The organism is Sphingomonas sp. MMS12-HWE2-04, assembly GCF_044881185.1.
In the GTDB taxonomy this organism is placed as follows: domain Bacteria; phylum Pseudomonadota; class Alphaproteobacteria; order Sphingomonadales; family Sphingomonadaceae; genus Sphingomonas.
The window spans coordinates 3,247,517-3,267,632 of record NZ_CP173254.1 but is presented as its reverse complement, the minus strand read 5'-3'; the positions used below and the strand labels follow the sequence as shown (position 1 = coordinate 3,267,632).

General features: G+C 67.5%; 23 protein-coding genes and 1 tRNA gene. 19 read left to right on the top strand and 5 right to left on the bottom strand.

Annotated features, from left to right (window positions below):
* Position 1: 1 nt before the first annotated feature.
* The 4 genes from glyA to AB2M62_RS15275 all read left to right on the top strand — a co-directional run bounded on the left by glyA (position 2) and on the right by AB2M62_RS15275 (position 2,815).
* Positions 2-1,312, top strand: a complete 1,311-nt coding sequence (glyA, locus tag AB2M62_RS15290; protein WP_404335118.1) for a serine hydroxymethyltransferase — start codon at positions 2-4, stop codon at positions 1,310-1,312.
* Entirely contained in the window at positions 1,313-1,774 is a 462-nt protein-coding gene (gene nrdR / locus AB2M62_RS15285; RefSeq protein WP_404335116.1) for a transcriptional regulator NrdR, read from the top strand.
* Positions 1,771-2,490 (top strand): RNA methyltransferase, encoded by a 720-nt coding sequence (locus AB2M62_RS15280; RefSeq protein WP_404335114.1) that lies wholly within the window; start codon positions 1,771-1,773, stop codon positions 2,488-2,490. Before nrdR ends, AB2M62_RS15280 begins: the two co-directional genes overlap by 4 nt.
* Before the next feature lie 79 nt (positions 2,491-2,569).
* Positions 2,570-2,815, top strand: a complete 246-nt coding sequence (locus tag AB2M62_RS15275) for a hypothetical protein (RefSeq protein ID WP_404335112.1) — start codon at positions 2,570-2,572, stop codon at positions 2,813-2,815.
* A 3-nt stretch (positions 2,816-2,818) separates the two neighbouring features.
* Here the strand turns inward: AB2M62_RS15275 and AB2M62_RS15270 are convergent, their stop codons facing one another.
* Entirely contained in the window at positions 2,819-3,121 is a 303-nt protein-coding gene (locus AB2M62_RS15270) for a chorismate mutase (RefSeq protein ID WP_404335110.1), read from the bottom strand.
* A 180-nt stretch (positions 3,122-3,301) separates the two neighbouring features.
* Between AB2M62_RS15270 and rpsD the strand changes: the two genes are divergently transcribed.
* The 5 genes from rpsD to aguB all read left to right on the top strand — a co-directional run bounded on the left by rpsD (position 3,302) and on the right by aguB (position 7,915).
* Positions 3,302-3,916: a 30S ribosomal protein S4 gene (rpsD, locus tag AB2M62_RS15265; RefSeq protein ID WP_404335108.1), complete on the top strand. Its 615-nt coding sequence runs from the start codon at positions 3,302-3,304 to the stop codon at positions 3,914-3,916.
* 141 nt (positions 3,917-4,057) lie between these two features.
* On the top strand, positions 4,058-5,692 hold the full coding sequence (locus AB2M62_RS15260; RefSeq protein WP_404335106.1) for a M28 family metallopeptidase: 1,635 nt from the start codon (positions 4,058-4,060) through the stop codon (positions 5,690-5,692).
* 39 nt (positions 5,693-5,731) lie between these two features.
* Complete coding sequence (locus AB2M62_RS15255; protein ID WP_404335104.1) at positions 5,732-6,709, top strand: agmatine deiminase family protein; 978 nt, start codon at positions 5,732-5,734, stop codon at positions 6,707-6,709.
* Complete coding sequence (locus tag AB2M62_RS15250; RefSeq protein ID WP_404335102.1) at positions 6,706-7,056, top strand: DUF3147 family protein; 351 nt, start codon at positions 6,706-6,708, stop codon at positions 7,054-7,056. The genes AB2M62_RS15255 and AB2M62_RS15250 overlap by 4 nt, the downstream gene beginning before the upstream one ends.
* Before the next feature lie 10 nt (positions 7,057-7,066).
* Positions 7,067-7,915 (top strand): N-carbamoylputrescine amidase, encoded by an 849-nt coding sequence (gene aguB, locus AB2M62_RS15245; protein ID WP_404335100.1) that lies wholly within the window; start codon positions 7,067-7,069, stop codon positions 7,913-7,915.
* 7 nt (positions 7,916-7,922) lie between these two features.
* Here the strand turns inward: aguB and AB2M62_RS15240 are convergent, their stop codons facing one another.
* Together AB2M62_RS15240 and AB2M62_RS15235 are read right to left on the bottom strand one after the other, a co-directional pair.
* Positions 7,923-8,657, bottom strand: coding sequence for an SDR family NAD(P)-dependent oxidoreductase (locus AB2M62_RS15240; protein ID WP_404335098.1), 735 nt, complete (start codon positions 8,655-8,657; stop codon positions 7,923-7,925).
* A gap of 39 nt (positions 8,658-8,696) precedes the next feature.
* Positions 8,697-10,124: a sigma-54-dependent transcriptional regulator gene (locus AB2M62_RS15235; protein WP_404335096.1), complete on the bottom strand. Its 1,428-nt coding sequence runs from the start codon at positions 10,122-10,124 to the stop codon at positions 8,697-8,699.
* A 163-nt stretch (positions 10,125-10,287) separates the two neighbouring features.
* Between AB2M62_RS15235 and AB2M62_RS15230 the strand changes: the two genes are divergently transcribed.
* The 8 genes from AB2M62_RS15230 (at position 10,288) to AB2M62_RS15195 (ending at position 15,931) form a co-directional block, all read left to right on the top strand.
* On the top strand, positions 10,288-10,425 hold the full coding sequence (locus AB2M62_RS15230) for an aa3-type cytochrome c oxidase subunit IV (RefSeq protein WP_404335094.1): 138 nt from the start codon (positions 10,288-10,290) through the stop codon (positions 10,423-10,425).
* Position 10,426: 1 nt separating this feature from the next.
* Positions 10,427-11,548 (top strand): NAD(P) transhydrogenase subunit alpha, encoded by a 1,122-nt coding sequence (locus AB2M62_RS15225; protein ID WP_404335092.1) that lies wholly within the window; start codon positions 10,427-10,429, stop codon positions 11,546-11,548.
* A gap of 73 nt (positions 11,549-11,621) precedes the next feature.
* Positions 11,622-12,017 (top strand): endonuclease domain-containing protein, encoded by a 396-nt coding sequence (locus tag AB2M62_RS15220; protein WP_404335090.1) that lies wholly within the window; start codon positions 11,622-11,624, stop codon positions 12,015-12,017.
* A 3-nt stretch (positions 12,018-12,020) separates the two neighbouring features.
* A complete protein-coding gene (locus tag AB2M62_RS15215; RefSeq protein ID WP_025560861.1) occupies positions 12,021-12,302 on the top strand; it encodes an NAD(P) transhydrogenase subunit alpha in 282 nt (93 codons plus the stop codon).
* Position 12,303: 1 nt separating this feature from the next.
* The gene (locus AB2M62_RS15210; protein WP_404335088.1) at positions 12,304-13,740 is read left to right on the top strand and encodes an NAD(P)(+) transhydrogenase (Re/Si-specific) subunit beta; all 1,437 of its coding nucleotides are present in this window, start codon (positions 12,304-12,306) and stop codon (positions 13,738-13,740) included.
* A gap of 36 nt (positions 13,741-13,776) precedes the next feature.
* The gene (locus AB2M62_RS15205; protein ID WP_404335086.1) at positions 13,777-14,706 is read left to right on the top strand and encodes a hypothetical protein; all 930 of its coding nucleotides are present in this window, start codon (positions 13,777-13,779) and stop codon (positions 14,704-14,706) included.
* Between the two features lie 131 nt (positions 14,707-14,837).
* Positions 14,838-15,803 (top strand): winged helix DNA-binding protein, encoded by a 966-nt coding sequence (locus tag AB2M62_RS15200; protein ID WP_404335084.1) that lies wholly within the window; start codon positions 14,838-14,840, stop codon positions 15,801-15,803.
* Positions 15,804-15,855: 52 nt separating this feature from the next.
* A tRNA-Val gene (locus tag AB2M62_RS15195) sits at positions 15,856-15,931 on the top strand.
* A gap of 18 nt (positions 15,932-15,949) precedes the next feature.
* Here the strand turns inward: AB2M62_RS15195 and AB2M62_RS15190 are convergent.
* Positions 15,950-16,513 (bottom strand): helix-turn-helix domain-containing protein, encoded by a 564-nt coding sequence (locus tag AB2M62_RS15190; RefSeq protein ID WP_404335082.1) that lies wholly within the window; start codon positions 16,511-16,513, stop codon positions 15,950-15,952.
* Between the two features lie 88 nt (positions 16,514-16,601).
* On the opposite strand from AB2M62_RS15190, the gene AB2M62_RS15185 reads away from it, so the two are divergent.
* The gene (locus tag AB2M62_RS15185; RefSeq protein ID WP_404335080.1) at positions 16,602-17,084 is read left to right on the top strand and encodes a DUF6456 domain-containing protein; all 483 of its coding nucleotides are present in this window, start codon (positions 16,602-16,604) and stop codon (positions 17,082-17,084) included.
* Between the two features lie 111 nt (positions 17,085-17,195).
* The gene (locus AB2M62_RS15180) at positions 17,196-17,537 is read left to right on the top strand and encodes a PilZ domain-containing protein (protein ID WP_404335078.1); all 342 of its coding nucleotides are present in this window, start codon (positions 17,196-17,198) and stop codon (positions 17,535-17,537) included.
* On the opposite strand, the gene AB2M62_RS15175 is transcribed toward AB2M62_RS15180, so the two are convergent.
* Entirely contained in the window at positions 17,538-20,027 is a 2,490-nt protein-coding gene (locus AB2M62_RS15175; protein ID WP_404335076.1) for a DUF2339 domain-containing protein, read from the bottom strand.
* Between the last annotated feature and the right edge of the window lie 89 nt (positions 20,028-20,116).

The following is a 20,116-nucleotide window of genomic DNA, read 5'->3' as shown; positions in this document are numbered from 1 at the left end:
GATGAGCACCAACCCGCAAAGCGCAGGGCTCCAGCCCGACGGCTTCTTCACCAAGACGCTCGCCGAGGCCGATCCCGCGATCTTCGCCGGCGTCCGCCACGAGCTCGACCGCGAGCAGCACCAGATCGAGCTGATCGCCAGCGAGAACATCGTCTCCAAGGCGGTGCTCGAAGCGCAGGGCTCGGTGTTCACCAACAAATATGCCGAGGGCTATCCCGGCAAGCGCTATTATCAGGGCTGCCACCCGTCCGACGAAGTCGAGCAGCTGGCGATCGATCGCGCGAAGCAGCTGTTCGGCTGCGACTTCGCCAACGTCCAGCCGCATTCGGGCGCCCAGGCCAATGGCGCAGTGATGCTCGCGCTGACCAAGCCCGGCGACACGATCATGGGCCTCAGCCTCGATTCGGGCGGGCATCTGACGCACGGCGCGCGCGCGGCGATGAGCGGCAAGTGGTTCAACGCGATCCAGTACGGCGTCGATCCGACCACGCACCTGATCGACTTCGACGAAGTGCTGGCCAAGGCCAAGGAGCATCAGCCCAAGCTGATCATCGCCGGCGGCTCGGCCTATCCGCGGATCATCGACTTCGCCAAGTTCCGTGCGATCGCCGATGAGGTGGGCGCGATCTTCATGGTCGACATGGCGCATTTCGCCGGTCTGGTCGCGGGCGGCGTGCATCCCACGCCGTTCGACCATGCCCATGTCGTGACGACGACCACACACAAGACGCTGCGCGGCCCGCGCGGCGGCGCGGTGTTCACCAATGACGAGGCGATCGCCAAGAAGATCAACTCGGCCGTGTTCCCCGGCCTCCAGGGCGGCCCGCTGATGCACGTCATCGCTGCGAAGGCCGTCGCGTTCGGCGAGGCGCTGCGTCCCGATTTCAAGTCGTACGCCGCGGCGATCGTCGAGAACGCCAAGGTGCTTGCCGCGACGCTCAACGAGCGCGGCGCCAACCTCGTCTCGGGCGGCACTGACACGCACCTCGCGCTGGTCGACCTCACCCCGCTCGGCGTCACCGGCAAGGACGCCGACGAAGCGCTGGAGCGCGCGGCGATCACCTGCAACAAGAACGGCATCCCCAACGATCCGCTGCCGCCGGTCAAGACCAGCGGCATCCGCGTCGGCTCGCCGGCCGGCACCACGCGCGGCTTCGGTCCCGCCGAGTTCCGCGAGATCGGCAACATGGTCGCCGACGTGCTCGACGGGCTGCGCAAGAATGGCGAGGCCGGCGACGCGCAGGTCGAGGCCAATGTCCGCGAACGCGTCCGCGCGCTGTGCGAACGTTTTCCCATCTATCCGGAGCTGTAATTGCGCTGCCCCTTCTGCGGAAATGAAGACAGCCAGGTAAAGGACAGCCGCCCCACCGAAGACGGGGCGGCGATCCGGCGGCGGCGCCAGTGCGAGGCATGCGCCGCGCGCTTCACGACGTTCGAGCGGATCCAGCTGCGCGACCTGACCGTGGTCAAGAGCCAGGACCGTCGCGAGCCGTTCGAGCGCGACAAGCTGATCCGTTCGGTCACGCTCGCCGCGCGCAAGCGGCCGATCACCGCGGCGCAGATCGAGCGGATGGTCTCGGGCATCCAGCGCCAGCTCGAAACGCAGGGCGATGTCGAAATCCCGTCGCAGCGCATCGGCGAACTGGTGATGGAAGGCCTCAAGGGTCTCGATCCGGTGGCCTATATCCGCTTCGCCTCGGTCTATAAGGACTTTCGCGAGGCGCGCGACTTCGAGGAGTTCGCCGGCAATGTAAGCGACGCGGGCAAGGCGTGACCAACCCCGTCATCGTCCTCGTTCGCCCCCAGCTGGGCGAGAATATCGGCAAGGCCGCGCGCGCGATGCTCAATTTCGGCCTGACCGAGATGCGGCTGGTCTCCCCGCGCGATGGCTGGCCCAATCCTTCGGCCGGCCCCGCGGCGAGCGGCGCCGACATCGTGCTGGAACGCGCCCAGGTCTTCGAGACGGTGGCCGATGCGGTCGCCGATTGCGCCGACGTCTATGCCACGACGGTGCGCAAGCGCGGCGTAACCAAGCCGGTGGTCACGCCCGAGGAAGCGGCGCGCGAGATCCATGCCGCGCCGGGACGCGCCGCGTTCCTGTTCGGCCCAGAGCGTTCGGGGCTGGAGACCGAGGACGTTGCGCTCGCGCGCAAAATACTCACCGTGCCGATCAACCCCGAATTCGGTTCGCTGAACCTCGCCCAGGCGGTGATCCTCGTCGCCTATGAATGGTCGAAGGGGCAGGCGCTCGCCCAGCCGACGCAGGAAGTGCTCGGCCCGCCCGCTTCGCAGGACGAGCTCGAGGGGATGATCGGCCAGCTCGATGCGATGCTCGAGACGTCGGGCTATTATTACCCGCCCGATCGCGTGCCGACGACCAAGCTGACGCTGCGCACGATGCTCACCAAGCCGGGCTGGACCTCGCAGGAACTGCGTACGATGCGCGGCGTGCTGTCGGCGCTGGATGGCAAGAAGCGCCACCGCAGCTGAATTGATCCAGACATCAGGTTGCGTCTTTTCGCAGATGCGAGAAGAATTTACGATGTAGTCTTCTCATCCGGAGATTCTGATGCGCTTCGTCCCCGTATTCGTGCTGCTCACGCTTGCCGTTCCTGCTGCTGCGCAAGATGCCGCGCCGAAACCCGAGAAGAAAATCTGCCGGGCTGTGCAGACCACTGGCTCGATCATGGCCAAACGCGATTGCCGGACCAAGGCCGAATGGGAAGCGGTTGCCAAGGCCAATGAAAAGGCGAACCGCAACTATAACGGCGACGGCAACGCCTTTGGCTCTGCCGCCGCGGTTCAGCGCAACTGAGTCTCAGCGCCGGTCGAACGCCTCGAATTCATAGGCGATCGAGGCTTCGACCAGCGTTTCCCAGAGATCGCAGACCACCGCCTCGGGAATCCCCGCGGCGCGGGCATGTGCGCGGGCATTGTCGATGACCTGGGCCTTGCGTGCCTCGTCGCGGACATGGTCGCGCTCGGGCTTGATGCGCGCGGCGGCGTCCATATAGCCGAAGCGGCGGGCGAGCAGGTCGACCAGCGCGCGGTCGACGGCGTCGACGCCGGCGCGGACCTCGGTCATCGTCGTGCAATTCAGGGGGGCGATTGTTTCGTGCATGGCCGCTCCCTTGGCGGGACGCCGCGCCCCTGTCCAGCTTAACTCGGGGGCCATCGGCGGCTAACCGCGCGCCTTCGCAATGGCCCCGCACCCCGGTGAAGCGGTGGCCCTGCCCTCATCTTTGGTGGGACGTAGGCGGATACCGGGACCAACGTTGTTAGCATTTGCAAAGGATTAGATATGTCGAAGCGCTCCAGCGCCAAGCACAAGCTCGACCGCCGGATGGGCGAGAACATCTGGGGTCGTCCGAAGTCCCCGGTGAACAAGCGCGAATACGGCCCGGGCCAGCACGGCCAGCGCCGCAAGGGCAAGATGTCGGACTTCGGCATCCAGCTGCGCGCCAAGCAGAAGCTCAAGGGCTATTACGGCGACATCACCGAGAAGCAGTTCAAGCGCTCCTATGAGGACGCTTCGAAGATGAAGGGCGACACCGGTCAGAACCTGATCGGCCTGCTCGAAATGCGCCTCGACATGATCGTCTATCGCGCCAAGTTCGCGCCGACGATCTTCGCCGCGCGCCAGCTCGTCAATCACGGCCATGTCCGTGTCGATGGCGACAAGTGCAACATCGGTTCGCGCCGCATCAAGCCCGGCCAGATCGTGTCGCTGTCGTCCAAGGCGCAGGAAATGGCGCTGGTGATGGAGGCGCAGAGCCTCTCCGAGCGTGACATCCCCGATTATGTGGTGCCGGAAGGCGCCTCGAAGATCACCTTCACCCGCGTGCCGACCCTCGACGAGGTGCCGTATCCGGTGAAGATGGAGCCGAACCTGGTCGTCGAGTTCTACTCGCGCTAAATTCGAGCTCCTTCGGGAAACAAGAAGGGCGGTCCTGCGGGGCCGCCCTTTTTTGGTTTTGGGCCAGGCGCAGTTCGCCGCCTTGCGGCATGGCCTGCGCGCTGCCAGTCTCGCGCCACGTTCCAGTCAGGGGATTTTTCGATGCGCCTTCTTCCTGCCGTCGCGCTGCTGCTCGCCAGCACCGCCGCCCATGCCCAGACGACCACCGCGCCCGCGATCTCGCTCGACACGCTCAAGACGGTGACCAAGACGCTGTCGTCCGACGAATATGAAGGCCGCGCACCGGCCACCGCGGGCGAGGAGAAGACGCTCGCCTATCTGGTCGAGCGCTTCCAGAAGGCCGGGCTCAAGCCCGGCAATAAGGGCAGCTGGTTCCAGGACGTGCCGCTGGTCGAGATCACCGGCAACAACGTCTCGAAGCTTGCCTTCACCGGCGGAAAGACCCCGCTCGCGCTCGACTATCGCAAGGACATGGTGATCGCGACCTATCGCGTCACCCCCAAGGTCGACATCCAGAACAGCGACGTCGTGTTCGTCGGCTATGGCATCAACGCGCCCGAGCGCGGGTGGAACGATTATGCTGGGGTGGACGTGAAGGGGAAGACGGTGGTCATCCTGATCAACGATCCCGATTGGCAGACGATGACGCTCGACGGTCCGTTCGGCGGGCGGGCGATGACCTATTATGGCCGCTGGACCTACAAGTTCGAGGAGGCTGCGCGCCAGGGCGCCGCCGCCGCGATCATCATCCACGATACCGAGCCGGCCGCCTATGGCTGGGGCGTTGTCCAATCGAGCTGGACCGGCCCGCAGCTCGAGCAGGATACGCCGGGCGATCACATGGACCAGAGCCAGGCGATCGGCTGGATCCAGCAGGAGCCGGCCAAGGCGCTCTTCGCCAGCGCGGGCAAGGACTATGCCGCGTTGATCGAGGCGGCGAAGCATAAGGGCTTCAAGGCCGTGCCGCTCGGCGTCAAGGCATCGGTCTCGTGGGAAAACACGATCCGCCGCCAGGCTTCGAAGAACATCGTCGGCATCCTGCCGGGCAGCGCCAAGCCCGGGGAATATGTGCTCTATTCGGCGCATTGGGACCATCTCGGCCGCTGCGACGCGGTCGACGGGGACGACATCTGCAACGGCGCGCTCGACAATGCCTCGGGCATGGCCTCGCTGGTCGCGCTTGCCGAGGCGCAGGTGAAGGCCGGGCCAGCCAAGCGCAGCATCGTCTTCCTGGGTGTAACGGCGGAAGAATCGGGGCTGCTCGGCTCCAAATATTATGCCGAGAATCCGGTCTATCCGCTCGCCCAGACCGTGGGCGGGGTGAACATGGACGGCGTCAACAATGTCGGCCGCGCCAAGGATTTCGTGCTGGTCGGCGTCGGCAAGTCCGAGCTCGAGGATCTGGTAAAGCCGTTCGTCGCGGCCGAGGGCAGGGTGATCGTCCCCGAGCCGACGCCCGAAAAGGGCAGCTATTATCGCTCCGACCATTTCAGCTTCGCGAAGCTCGGCGTGCCGATGCTCTATGGCGAGAGCGGCGAGGATCTGCGCGTCGGCGGCAAGGAAGCCGGGCACAAGGCCTCCGAAGACTATATCGAGAAGCGCTACCACAAGCCGCAGGACGAATATTCAGACAGCTGGAACTGGGACGGCGCGATCGAGGATCTGACGATCTTCTACGGTCTCGGCCGCCAGCTCGCCGAGGGCACGACTTGGCCCAATTGGTATCCGAACGCCGAATTCCGCGCGGTGCGCGACAAGAGCCGCGCAGGCAAATAGCGCCTCCCCTTGGGGGCGGGGATTGGCTAAGGGCCGCGCATGACTCTTCCGCCTCCCCCCGAATGGGCGCCGCATGAAGCCGTCTGGATCGGTTTCCCCAGCCATGCCGAGCTCTGGCTCGACGACCTCGAGCCGGCGCGCGAGGAAGTCGTGGCGTTCGCGCGCGCCGTCCATGCCGGTGGCAAGGGCGAGCGCGTGATCCTGGTCGCCGCCGACGACGAGTCGGCCGAGGCCGCGCGCGACATGGCGGGCGACGCGGCCGACGTCGTCGTCCAGCTTTTCGGCGACATCTGGTTGCGCGACACCGCCGCGATCCTCGACGGCGCCGGCGTCGCGCATGATTTCGGCTTCAATGGCTGGGGCGGGAAATACGATCTCGAAGGCGACGACGATATCGGTGCCCGGCTTGCCCAGGCACGCGGGCTCGATACCGAGCGCCACGACTGGATCCTCGAAGGCGGCGCGATCGACGGCGACGGCACCGGCCTTGTCGTCACCACCGAGCAATGTGTGCTCAATCCCAACCGCAACCCCGCTCTCGACAAGGCCGCGACCGAACGCCGCCTCGCCGACGATCTCGGCTATGCCCGGGTGCTGTGGCTCGGCGACGGGCTGCTCAACGACCATACCGATGGCCATGTCGACAATCTCGCGCGCTTCGTCGGCGAGAACTGCCTGCTCATCCCCGAGGCGACCGAGAACGATCCCAATTGGCGCGTCTACCAGGATGCCGCGCAGCGCGCCGCGGCGTTCGGCGTCGAAGTCGTCCGCATGCCCTCGCCCGGCCGCGTGCTCGGCGAGGACGAAGAGGTCATCCCGGCAAGCTATATGAACTTCTATATCGGCAATGCCGCGGTGGTCGTTCCGCTCTATGGCCAAGAGAATGACGCGGCGGCAGTCGCCACGCTCGAAGCGCTTTTCCCTGGCCGCACGGTGATCGGCCAGCGCGCCGATCATATCCTGACCGGGGGCGGCAGCTTCCACTGCATCAGCCAGCAGATCCCGGCGCGGCAGTGACCGCGTTCGTCGTCCGTGCGCTGCTGTCGGGGCTGATCGTCGCCACCGTGGCGTTGCTGGCGCGGCGCAGCCCTGCGCTGGGGGCGTTGGTGGCCTCGCTGCCGCTGGTCTCGATCCTCGGCATGCTGTGGCTGTGGCGCGATACCGGCGACCGCGCGCGGCTTGCGGCGCATTCCGAAGCGACCTTCTGGTATGTGCTGCCCTCGCTTCCCATGTTCCTCCTCATGCCTGCGCTGCTGCGCGCCGGTGTCGGCTTCGAGCCGGCGCTTCTCGCGGGGTGCGGGCTGACCGTCGCTCTCTATTGCCTCACTGTCCTGATCGCCGCCCGCTTCGGCGTCAGCCTCTGAAGGATTTTCGATGACCGAGATCACCGTCGGCGCGCTCCAGCTCGCCTTCACTGCCGATATCGACGCCAACATCCAGGCGGTGAGCGAGATGGTCCGCGAGGCCGCCGGCCGCGGCGCGCAGGTCGTGCTGCCGCCCGAACTGTTCGAGGGCGAGTATTTCTGCCGCGTCGAGGACGAGGGCCTGTTCGCCAACGCCAAGCCTGCGAACGAGCACAAGGCAGTGCTGGCGATGCAGAAGCTCGCCGCCGAGCTCGGCATCCATATCCCGACCAGCTTTTTCGAAGCCGATGGCCCGCACCATTATAACAGCCTGGCGATGATCGGCCCCGATGGGCGGATCGAAGGCGTCTATCGCAAGAGCCACATCCCGGACGGGCCGGGCTATGAAGAGAAATTCTATTTCCGCCCCGGCAATACCGGCTTCAAGGTGTGGAACGGCCCCGGCGCCAAGCTCGGCGTCGGCGTGTGCTGGGATCAATGGTATCCCGAGACCGCGCGCGCAATGATGCTGATGGGCGCTGAAGTGTTGTTCTATCCCACCGCGATCGGTTCCGAGCCGCACGACACCAGCCTCGACACCGCCCGGCTGTGGCGCCGCGCGATGGTCGGTCACGCCGTGTCGAACGTCGTGCCGATCGTCGCCGCCAACCGCGTCGGCACCGAGCACGGCCAGACCTTCTACGGCACCAGCTTCATCACCGACGAGCGCGGCGATATTCTCGCCGAGCTCGATCGCGAGGAAACCGGCGTGATCACCGCGACGCTCGACCTCGAGCGCATCAAGCGCCACCGCGCCGCCTTCGGCTTCTTCCGCGATCGCCGGCCGGAGCTGTACGGCCGGCTGGTCGAGGACATCTGAGCCGCGCCTAGAGCGTGTATCCGCCGTCGCTGATGAGCGTCGCGCCGGTGACCAGTGCGCTGGCATCCGAAAGCAGGAAAGCGATCTGCGCGGCGATCTCCTCGGGCTTGGCATAGCGGCCGAGCGGGGTGGCGAGCGCCGCCATTTCGGCAAAGGCGGCGTCGCGGCCGATCGCGGCGGCGCGATCGGCGAACATCGGCACGGCGTCCCAGATCGGGGTCTCGACGCCGGCTGGCGCGATCACGTTGACGCGGATGCCGTGCGACGCGCCTTCCTTGGCGGCGGTCTTGGCGAGATGGATCACTGCCGCCTTGGATGCGCCGTAAGCCGAAACTCCCGCCTCGGCCTTCACGCCCGCGGCCGACGCGGTGAGCACGATCGATCCGCCGCGCCCGCGCATCGCCCGCATCGCCGCGCGCAGCGTCAGGAACGCGCCGTCGAGATTGACCGAGAGGATCCGCCGCCACGCGTCGAGCGAGAGCCCCATGATCGCGCCGGCCCCGGCGACGCCGGCATTGACCACGGCATGGTCGAGCCCGGTCAGGTCCAGGCTGCTCCATAGCGCCTCGTCGCGCACATCGCCCTGCACCGCCTCGACCATGCAGGCAAAGTCGCTCGGCGGCGCGGCGGTGTCGACGAGGATCAGTCGCGCCGCGCCCTGCGCCGCGAGATGGCGGGCGACGGCAAGGCCGATGCCCGATGCGGCGCCGGTGACCAGCGCAGTCTTGCCTTGGAATGCCATGCCGCGAGCCTAGCGGGCCCGCACGCCCGCCGAAACCCGTCAGGCGGCGCTTTGGTCGATCCCGAGCTCACCCAGCTTGCGATAAAGCGTCGAGCGCCCGATCCCGAGGCGCCGGGCGACTTCGGTCATCCGGCCGCGATAATGGCCGATCGCCAGGCGAATCACATCGGCCTCGATCTCGTCTAGCGCGCGCAGATTGCCATCGGGACGGAACAGCGTGACTCCGGCATGGCCGGTCGATTGCGGCGCAGGCGCGGTGCCCGCCGGCCGGCCGGCGGCAAGCTGGGCGATCTGCGGAAAATCGGCCTTGGTCAGCCCGTCGCCATCGCAAAGCACCGCAGCGCGGAACAGCGCGTTCTGAAGCTGGCGGACATTGCCCGGCCAGTCATAGCTGGCGAGCAGCGTCAGCGCATCGTCGGTGATCCCGAGCGGGCGCAGCCCCGGCTGCTCGGCGACTCGCGCCAGCAGGTGGCGCGCCAGCGCGGGAATGTCGCCGGTACGTTCGCGCAAAGGCGGGATCGCGACCTGGACGACGTTGAGCCGGTAATAAAGGTCTTCGCGGAAACGCCCGGCCTCAACTTCGGCCTGGAGCGATTTGTTGGTAGCGGCGATCACCCTCACATCGACTTCGCGGGGATGGCGCGCGCCGATCGGCTGGATCTCGCCGGTCTGCAGCGTGCGCAGCAGCTTGACCTGGGCGTCGAGCGGCATCTCGCCGATCTCGTCGAGCAGCAGCGTGCCGCCATCGGCATCCTGGAACCGGCCGATCTTGCGCTCGAACGCGCCGGTAAAGGCGCCCTTTTCGTGTCCGAACAGCTCCAATTCGACCAGGTTGGCGGGAATCGCGCCGCAATTCACCGTGATCAGTGGCTTGCGCGCCCGCGGGCTGGCGGCGTGGATCGCCTCGCCGATCACTTCCTTGCCGACGCCGCTTTCGCCTTCGATCAGCACGGGCACACGCGCGCGCGCCGCCTTGGCGGCGATCGCCAGCGCCGCGCGGAACTGCGGCGCCGAACCGACGATCTCGTCGAAGCCGAGCGGCGCCGAGAGCTTTTCGGTCAGCGGGCGCAGTTCGCCCGCCACCGTGCCGCCGATCGCAGCTTCGAGCGCGGCGAGGAGCCGTTCCGAAGCGATCGGCTTGACCAGGAAATCGGTGGCGCCGGCACGCATCGCGCTCACCGCGGCGGCGGCCGAGCCATTGGCGGTGAGAACGAGGATCGGCAGCTGCGGCCGGCGGGTGCGTAGTTCGCCGATCAAGGCGGCGGCGTCGGCATCCGAGGAAGAATTGTCGAGGATGATGGCGTCGAGCGCCATCCCGTCGGGCGTGCCGAGGGTGGCGATCGCCGTTTCGGCCTCGCCTGCGAAGATCGTGCGCCAGCCGCGGCGGGCAGCAATCGCCGCCACTAGCCTGCGCTGCGCAGGCTCGTCGTCGATCAGCATTAGGAGGCGCTGGCCGTTGCGCGTCATCGCTCTACCTGTCCTCAATGTCCCGTTTCAGGTCGACCCTCTTAAGCCGGACCGGTAAAGGCCCGCTTAAGCTACATCCAGAACTGCTACCGCGTCTCAGGGTTGAGACTATACGCCGCCAAGGCTAAGCTTCCCTCAAATTGCGTTGGAGGGGAATAGGCGCATGGCCGAAACGGGCGATACCACCACCGAAATCCAGCAGCATGAGCAAACCTGGCACGGATTCACGGCGATGATGAAGTGGGGCACGGTCGGCGCCGCCCTCATCGCGGCACTTGTCGTCTTCCTGATCGCCAGCTGAGGTGAAGATCGCAGTGCTCAAGGAGGCCGCCGCCGGCGAGCGGCGCGTCTCCGCGACTCCGGAAACCGTGAAGAAATTCATCGGGCTGGGGGCTGAGGTGGCGGTTGAGACGGGGGCGGGCGCATCCGCTTCCTTTGCCGATCAGGGCTATGCCGATGCCGGCGCCACGCTGGGTAGCCGGGCGGACGTGCTGGCAAACGCCGATATCGTGCTCGGCGTCCAGGGGCCCGATCCCGACAGCCTCGCCGGATTGAAGTCGGGCGCGTGGATCGTCGCGGGGCTCAATCCTTTTGGCGAGCGGGCGCGAGTCGATCGCTATGCCGCGCTTGGCGCCGAGGCGCTGGCGATGGAGCTGATGCCGCGAATCACCCGTGCGCAATCGATGGACATCCTTTCCTCGCAATCGAACCTGTCGGGCTACAAGGCGGTGCTCGATGCCGCCTCCGAATATGGCCGCGCCTTCCCGATGATGATGACCGCGGCGGGGACGGTCAGCGCGGCTAAGGTGTTCGTGATGGGGGTCGGCGTCGCCGGCCTCCAGGCGATCGCCACCGCCCGGCGCCTCGGTGCCCAGGTCTCCGCCACCGACGTCCGCGCCGCGACCAAGGAACAGATCCTGTCGCTCGGCGCCAAGCCCATCTTCGTCGAGGCAGTGAAGGGCATCGAAGGCGAAGGCAGCGGCGGCTACGCCACCGAAATGTCCGACGAGTATAAGGCCGCCCAGGCCGAATTGGTGTCGTCGCACATCGCCAAGCAGGACATCGTGATCACCACTGCGCTGATCCCGGGCCGCCCGGCGCCGCGGCTGATCTCCGACGCGCAGATCGCCAGCATGAAGCCGGGCAGCGTGATCGTCGATCTCGCGGTAGAGGCCGGCGGCAATGTCGAAGGCGCGATCGCCGGCGAGATCGTCGAGAAACACGGGGTGAAGATCGTCGGCCACCGTAACGTGCCGAGCCAACTCGCGGCCGACACCTCGGCGCTGTTCGCGCGCAACCTGTTCAACTTCCTCTCCGCCTTCTGGGACAAGGAGCAGGGTAAGCCGATCCTCGACGACGAGATCGGGGGCGCCATTCGCCTGACGCAGGGCGGCAGGGTTGTGCACGAGAAGTTGCTAGGGTGAGCGTCGCCCCATCTGATCCTCCCCGGAACGGGGAGGGGACCGCGCAAAGCGCGGTGGAGGGGGCTCTCCAAACATGCGTCGGCCCGAGGTTTCGAGCGCGCGCAAGCAACGCCGCAAGATGAGCTACCCCGAGGCGTTGCTCTGGCAGCGTCTGCGCAGCCGCGTCTCGGGGCTGCACTTCCGCCACCAGCATCCGATCGGCCCGTATATCGTCGACTTCTATTATGCGCCGAAACGGATGGCAGTCGAAGTGGATGGCCAGATCCACGCGACCGCCGCGTCGATCGCGCACGATAGCGAGCGCGACCGGTTTCTCGCGAGCAATCGCTACGACGTCGTCCACATTAACGCGGCGGACGTCCTGAAAGACGCTGACGCCACCGCCGCCTCGATCGTCTCGCTTGCCGCGAGCCCCCTCCACCGTCCTGCGGACGGTCCCCCTCCCCGTGCCGGGGAGGATCAGGAGTAAGTCATGGATTTCATATCGATCCTGTCGATCTTCGTGCTGGCGTGTTTCGTCGGCTATTATGTCGTGTGGTCGGTCACCCCGGCGCTGCATACGCCGCTGATGGCAGTAACCAACGCAATTTCCAGCGTGATCATCGTCGGCGCGCTGATCGCGTCGATGGCCGCGGGGGCGGAGATCGCCAAGTGGCTCGGGCTGGTCGCAGTCGCCTTTGCCTCGGTGAACATCTTCGGCGGTTTCGCCGTCACCGAGCGCATGCTCGCCATGTACAAGAAGAAGGAGCGCTAAGGTGCACGAAGCGCTTCCCGTAAATCCCTGGGTCAGCCTCGCCTATCTGGTCGCGGGCGTCTGCTTCATCCTCGCGCTGCGCGGTCTCTCGTCGCCGGCGAGCAGCCGCCGCGGCAATCGGCTCGGCATGCTCGGCATGGCCATTGCCGTAATCACCACCCTGGTAACGCACCATATCGCCAGCCCGATCGAGCTCGGCGCCGCGATCGTCATCGGTGGTGCGATCGGCTTCGTCACGGCGCGGCGCATCAAGATGACCGACATGCCGCAGTTGGTCGCGGCGTTTCACTCGCTGGTCGGCCTCGCCGCGGTGCTCGTTGCCGCCGCCGCTTTCCTCAACCCGGTGGCGTTCGGCATCGCGCAGATCATCCGCCCGATCTACGGGCCGGACGTGGTCACCATCCTGCAGGTCAGCCGCATCGAGATGGGCCTCGGCGTCGCGATCGGCGCGATCACTTTCTCGGGATCGGTGATCGCCTTCCTCAAATTGAACGGCAATATGAGCGGCAAGCCGATCCTGCTGCCCGGCCGCCACGTCATCAACCTGGGGCTGCTCGCCGGCATCCTCGGGCTGATCGCCTATTTCGTCACCGACCAGAGCCCTTGGGTATTCTGGACGATCACCGGCCTGAGCTTCGTCATCGGGTTCCTGCTGATCGTGCCGATCGGCGGCGCCGACATGCCGGTCGTCGTCTCGATGCTCAACTCCTATTCGGGCTGGGCGGCGGCGGCGATGGGGTTCACGCTCCACAACACCGCGATGATCGTCACCGGCGCGCTGGTCGGCTCGTCGGGTGCGATCCTGAGCTACATCATGTGCCGCGCGATGAACCGCAGCTTCATCAGCGTGATCGCCGGCGGCTTCGGCGGCGACAGCGGCGGCGGTGCGGCTGCGGCGGCGACCGACCGGCCGTGGAAGCGCGGCTCGGCCGAGGATGCGGCATTCCTGATGAGCCAGGCCGAGCAGGTCATCATCGTCCCCGGCTACGGCATGGCGGTGGCGCAGGCGCAGCACGCGCTGCGCGAAATGGGCGACAAGCTCAAGGCGCATGGCGTCCGCGTCAAATACGCGATCCATCCGGTCGCCGGCCGCATGCCGGGGCACATGAACGTGCTGCTCGCCGAGGCCAATGTGCCCTATGACGAGGTGTTCGAGCTCGAAGACATTAATTCCGAATTCGCCCAGACCGATGTCGCCTTCGTCATCGGCGCCAACGACGTCACCAACCCTGCCGCCAAGACCGACAAGAGCTCGCCGATCTACGGCATGCCAGTGCTCGATGTCGAAAAGGCCAAGACCGTGCTGTTCATCAAGCGCTCGATGGGCGGCGTCGGCTATGCCGGTGTGGACAATGACGTCTTCTACCGCGACAACACGATGATGTTGTTGGCCGACGCCAAGAAGATGGTCGAAGAGATCGTCAAATCGCTCGACTGATTGGGAGCGGACGCGGGGGCGTTCGAAGGGGGAAGCATGGCGAATATCGGGACGATCCTCAGCGGCGCGTTCGGTATTTTCACGAATCGGCTCGGATCGGTCGCCGTGTGGGCGGCAACCTATTTCGTCGCCTCGCTCGTCATCGGTTTCGCGATGATCTTCCTGATGACCGGGACGCTGGGGCTCACTCCGGATCCCACGCTCGCCCCGCCCGCCTTTGGCGGCGGAAGCCTGCTCGCGATGCTGGTCGCCTATGTCGCCATCCTGCTGCTCGGCATGGTCATCATGAACGCCGTCTTCCGCGCGGTGCTGACGCCCGAGGAGCGCAGCTTGGCCTCGATGCGGCTCGGCTGGGACGAGTTCCGCGCGCTCGGCTTGATGATCCTCTATCTGATCGGCTCCGTCGTGCTCACCCTGGTCGGCGAACTGGTGGTGATGCTGATCGCCGCCGCGCTCGGCTTCGCGATCGGGTCGCCGATCGCGATGGGACTGGTCGGCCTGCTGCTGTTCGTCGCGCTGATCGGCTTTCTGGTCTGGGTCCATGTGCGCCTCTCGCCGCTCTTCCCGCTCACGCTCTATCGCCATCGCATCAGCATCGACGAGGCCTGGTCGCTCAGCCGCGGCCGCTTCTGGACGCTGTTCACTGCCTATCTCGCGGTGCTGGTCCCGTTGTTCGTCGTCGGCGCGCTGCTCGGCTGGTGGTATATGGGCAGCTATCTCGGCGAAGTTGCGGCGGCGCAGAACGATCCCGCGCTGATCCAGACGGCGGCTCAGAACTTCGCTGCGCAACAGGCCGCGATGGGCTTGCCGACGCGCATCCTCCTCACGCTGGTCTCCAGCCTGCTCGGCATCGTCGGCGGCACGCTGTGGCTAGGCGTCGCCGCCAGCGCCACGCGCGCCCTGCTCGAAGAGCGTGGCGACGTCACCGAGGCAGATGTCTACCGCTCCGCCGCGATCTTCGAATGATCCGAAACGGAGCGCCGAACTGAATCCCGCTGCGCGGGTCGCCCCATAACCTCCGAAACGGAGGAAGTCCGACTCAACCGTTCCGGAGGCTTGCGGCATCTCCGGAACAGAAGAAGAACTTGGGAAAAGCGATGGCAGATCTTTCGATCGTTCCGGGCGGTGAATTGGTAACTTATGGTGAGACCTTGCCAATTGCGCTGGTGATCGCCGACAGCGCGCATCATCGGGCCGAGGCAGTCGACGCACTCGCTTTGGCGGGCTGTGCTGCGCGCGGACCGATCGGCTTCGATGAGGCCGCGCGCGATTTCAGCAGGTATGACGGGCTCGACCTGGTCGTGATCGAAGCCGCGTCGGCACCCGAAGCGCTGCTCGAACGCGTCTTTGCCCGCGCCGAAACGCTGGCGCGCGAGCGCCAGCTCGGCATCGTCGCGACGATCCTGCCCGAACAGATCGACGGCGCCGCGGCACAATTGCTCGGCTCGCACGCGCAGCTGTTGTGCGATCCGACGAAGGCCGAGCGGGTCGGCGCGATCGCCATGAGCACAATGCGCGGAGGCCGCGCAGTCAGAGAGGTTTCGGGCGAGGCCGCGGTCGCGCAACTGCGGCGACTCAACGAGGAGATGGCGCGCATCGCCGAGACGCTCGTCCGCCTCACCCGCGAGACCGACGGGCCCAGCGCAATCGACCATCGCACCGGCGTGCGCGATTCCGGCAACGCCTATCGCGGCCCGGAAACGGCCGCGCCGATCGAGATCGCCGCTTCCGAAATCCGTGGGGTGATCCGCGCGCGGCGGCTGCGCAGCCAGTTCTTCGAGGCCGATCTGTTCGCCGATCCCGCCTGGGACATGCTGCTCGATCTGTTCGCCTCCGATCTCGAGCGTCGCCGCGTCTCGGTCTCGAGCCTGTGCATCGCCGCCGCGGTCCCGCCCACCACTGCGCTGCGCTGGATCGGCACCCTCCATGAAGCCGGCTTGTTCGAACGCCAGGCCGACCCCGCCGACCGCCGCCGTGCCTATATCGCGCTCACCGCCAAGGCGATCGAGGGGATGCGTGCCTATGTCGGGGCCATTCGTCGCGCCGGATTGTCGCTGGTGTAGCGAATACGCCTCTTGCCGCGGCCGGGCGGATTTGGCATCGGCACGCGAGCAAGGGCGCTTAGCTCAGTTGGTAGAGCATCTCGTTTACACCGAGAGGGTCGGCGGTTCGAGCCCGTCAGCGCCCACCATTCCTTGCCCAGGCCTGACTATAAGGCGCGCACCAGCCGCACGGCGGCGGCGATCCAGGCCGGGTCGGAGACGATCTGCTGGCGAGTGCCGGCGCCCAGCGGCAGCAGATGGAGCTTGCCGTCCTCGCGGCCGATCAGCCGGGCGAAAAGATAGCGGCCGGCGGGGCGGGGGACGAGCACATCGCGGTTGAGCGCGCGGGCAAAGGCCTCGGGCGCCAGCCGGTCGCACCAGATCTCGTCGCCGCTGCGATAATCGCCGACGCTGCCCGAAACCGTCACCGCCACCAGCCCCGGCTCGGCATGCGGTGGCACCACCGAGGCGGGGCGGCGCGGCGCATGCGCGCCCGTCGCATCGAGAACCGCCGCCACGCCGATGTCCGGCCGCTCGGGAAGCCGCACCAGATCCGCCGCTTCGACGCCCAGCGCCTTGGCGATGCGGTTGAGCCAGCCGACCGACACGGTGCGCGTCCCCGTCTCCAGCCGGCCAATCGTCTGCGCCGTGGTCGGCGGGTCGCAACGTTGCGCGACATCGTCGAGCGTCAGTCCCTTGGCACGCCGCACTTCGCGAATGGCAGTGATCATCGGTCAGCCCCCTAACCTATTTGGCTCCCCTCTTTCCTACAAGCGAGCCGTCATGGCAAGAGGAACGAATCGAACAAAAGGAGAATCTATGCGCGAGTTGGCGGAACGCACGATCGACGAGCACGGCGTGGCGGACGGTGCGCAGCGGCCCCGGCGATACGGGCGCAGCGTGACGGTCAACCTCGCCGAATTGCCGCTCGCCTGGCTGTTCGCACGTGGCCGCATCGATGCGCGCCAGTTTGAGGCGGGCGAGCGGCTGCGGCGGGATTATGAGATCGCCGCGCTCGGCCCGCGCGTGACAATGCGCTGGGACGCGGCGCCGCGCGCGCCGGGGCGCCGCGGACCGCACGAGCCGCTCGATCCCACGCTCGCCCAGATCGCGGCCAAGCGCCGATTCGATGACGTCGTCGCCGCGGCCGGCCCGGGACTTTCGGACGTTCTCTGGCGCGTCGTCTGCGCGGGTGAGGGGCTCACCGCCACCGAAAAGGCGCTTGGCTGGCCCAGCCGCGCGGGGAAGCTCGTCCTCGGCTTCGCACTCGACCGCGTCGCCGATCATTACCGCCTGGCCTGACGGCATCGCATGAATGATGGTAACAAATGAAACAATTCTGGCATTAAGCATCTTAAGCAGGTGAAAGCGCGCCGCGATCGTGCAATTCCCTGCGGCGATCGGGGGATCAGGATGCTCCAGATGGACGATGGCGCCCGAAACCGCCGCGCGACGCGGTACAAGATATTCCAGCCTGCCGAGATGAGCGTCGGCGCGGCGCCGCCGACGCGCGTCCATCTGCTCAACGTCTCGGTCGGCGGCGCCCTGGTCTATGGCAACTCGGTGCCGCCGATCGGCACGCACTGCATGCTCGCATGCGGCGGCCTCCATGGCAGCGTGCGCGTCGCGTGGAGCGACGGGCGGCGCTTCGGCATTCAGTTCGCCCGGCCGATCGCCGAGGCGCAGGTCCAGGCGATTCTCCAGTCGCAGGCCGCCCTGATCGCCTCGGCGCCGCGGCGGCTGGTGATCGAATGATCAGCCGGGCTCGGCCGCGGGCGTAGCGGGCCGCGCCAGGAAGCGGTTATACGCCCAGCCGATCCCGATCAGCGCAAGGCCCAGCGCCAGGAACGAGAGGATGCGCAGCACCCCGTCCAGCGCCGCCGCATCGATCAGGAACACCTTGAACGTCACCAGCGTGAGCAGCGCGAGGCCCGCAATGCGCAGGTCATGCTTCGCCGCGCCGATCCCGCGCCACAGCCAGAACAGGGCGACGCCGAGCAGCGCCGCCGAATAGCCGCCATTTTCGCCGCGCCCGATCGGTCCGGTGAGCAGGTCGCCATGTGCCGCCTGGCGCACCGCGACCAGCGCCGCGACGAGGGTGGCTCCTGCAGCACCGATGCGCAGCGGCGGCCGCGGCGGCAGCGTCCACAGCCAATAGGCCAGCAGCGCGGCGTGGAGCACCGCGGCGTTGACGATCGGCAGCGCGCCCACCGATTGCGGCTCGACCACCGGCGACATCACCAGCAAGTCGAACCAGGCGAAGCGGCACAGCCCCAGCGTGAACAGCACCCCGGCCAGGCTGACCAGCTTGCCCTTGCGCAGCAGCGCCCAACCGGTGCCCAGGCAGAGCTGGGTGAGCAGCGCGCGCTCGAAGAAGCCGAGCGCGGCGAAGCGCGGCAGCGTCGCGATCGCGAGGAGTTGCTTGGCCAGCGCGTAGAGAAGCAGGATGCCCACCGCGATTGCCACGCCGCCGACCAGCCTTCGCGCGCGGCCCAGCATGCGCGGGTCGAGCATCGCGCCGAGCAGCGCCGCAGTCGGCAGCGCGAGTGCGCGGAACAGCGTGTCGAGCGGGGGCAGCCGCAAATAGGGCAGCCGGTCGCCCGCCACGGCCGCGAACACCAGGTCGGCAAGAGCGGCGATCGGCAGCGCCGCGGCGAGCAGCGCGGCGAGATAGGGGTAGAGCGGCAGTTCGAATAGCGGCTTTGCGCCCCGGTATCGTGCCCAGCCGGCCAGCCCGAGCAGCACGGCGGCAAAGGGCAGCGCGATCCACGCGCCGGGGACGAATTGCGCCAGCCCGACCGCGGCGAGCAGCCCGGCCAGCGCCGTTGCGGCAGTGAGCAGCGGCGCGTCGTCGTCGCGCGTCTGCCAGGCGATCCGCGCTGCGCCGGCGGCGGCAAGCAGTTCGAGCGCGCCCCAGCCGAGCGCGGGCAGCAACGACGGCGCGGCGGCGTGCGCGACCAGCAGCGGCCCGCCGGTGCCGAGCAGCGCGATCAGCCCCCAATGGCGCGATCGCTGCGCGAGCAGATGCCCCGGCACGGCGAACAGCATCGCCGCCACGATCGCGGCGACCGGCGTCGCGCTGCGCTCGGGCTGGATCAGCGCGAGCGCCTCGAGCACCAGCACGAACCCCGCAGCGGCGAGCGCGGCCGGCGCATAGACTGCGTCGCGCCAGGCAAGGAACAGCGCGGCGGCGGCGAGGACGAGGTAGAAGCTCCACGCCAGCGGCCCGAATTCGAGCGCGGGCGCCAATGCGAGCAGCTGGACCAGTCCGGCGACCAGCGGCGCGATCCGCAGCCAGCGATTGTCCATGCCCGTCGCGGGCAGCGCGGCGCTGGCTCCCGCGGCGAGCAGCATCGTGAATGCGCCCACCGCCGAGAGGTCGCCAGGGCGCCCGCCAAGCGCGGCGATCAGGAAGTTGATCCAGGCGAAGCCGGCGATGCTCGCGGCCAGCGCCAGCCAGCCCCAGCCGCGCTGGATCGCCAGCCCGAACAAGGCGGCGATGAACAGCGCGAGATAGACGAGCAGCGGCCCGATCCCGGCGGCGTCGAACCCGGCGACCAGCGGTGCTGCGAACCCGCCGATCAGCGCCATCACCGCAGTCGGCGGACCGTGGCGCAGCGACAGGCCCAGCGCCGCGGCGGTTACCACCAGCACTGCACCGAACGCGGTGAGCGGCCCGATCAGGTGATAGAGCGCGGCGGCCATGTACAGCGTGCCGTAAAGGCTGGCGATGCCCGCCCCGGCGAGCACCTGCGCCACGCGCGGATCCTCGCGCGTCGGGCCAAAGCTGCGCGCCGCCTCCGACGCGCCGATCAGCGCGCCGCCGAACAGCGCGGCCAGCACCGTCCGCGCCGCCGGTCCGAGCAGGCCGCTCTCGATCGAATAGCGCACCAGGAAGAAGCCTGCGAGCACCAGCGCCGCGCCGCCGATCCAGATCGGCAGCCGTCCGCCGATCAGCGATTCGAGCGAGAAGCGCGGTTCAGCGCGCATCTCCGGCACCTTGACCGGCCGCGCCTCGGGTTGTGCTGGCGGGGCCGGTTCCTCGGGTATCGCAACCCGCTCGGGTGCGGAAGGCGCGCTGTAGGTTGCCGTCTTCGGCCGCGCCTCGCGGGCCTCGCGCAGCTCGAGCCGTGCGACAAGGGACTCGACGCGGCGAAGCTCCTGTTCCAGAACAGTGATCCGCCGCAGGACCACATAAAAGGCCGCGGCAATGCCCAGGGCGATGAGAAGCGTGAGAACAGTCACTGCCCTCTCCTTGGCACAGACGGGTCGCGGTGTCGCGAGGAACCCGGTTGCCCCGTGCAGCCGATGTCTTGTGTGTTGGGCATTCGAGA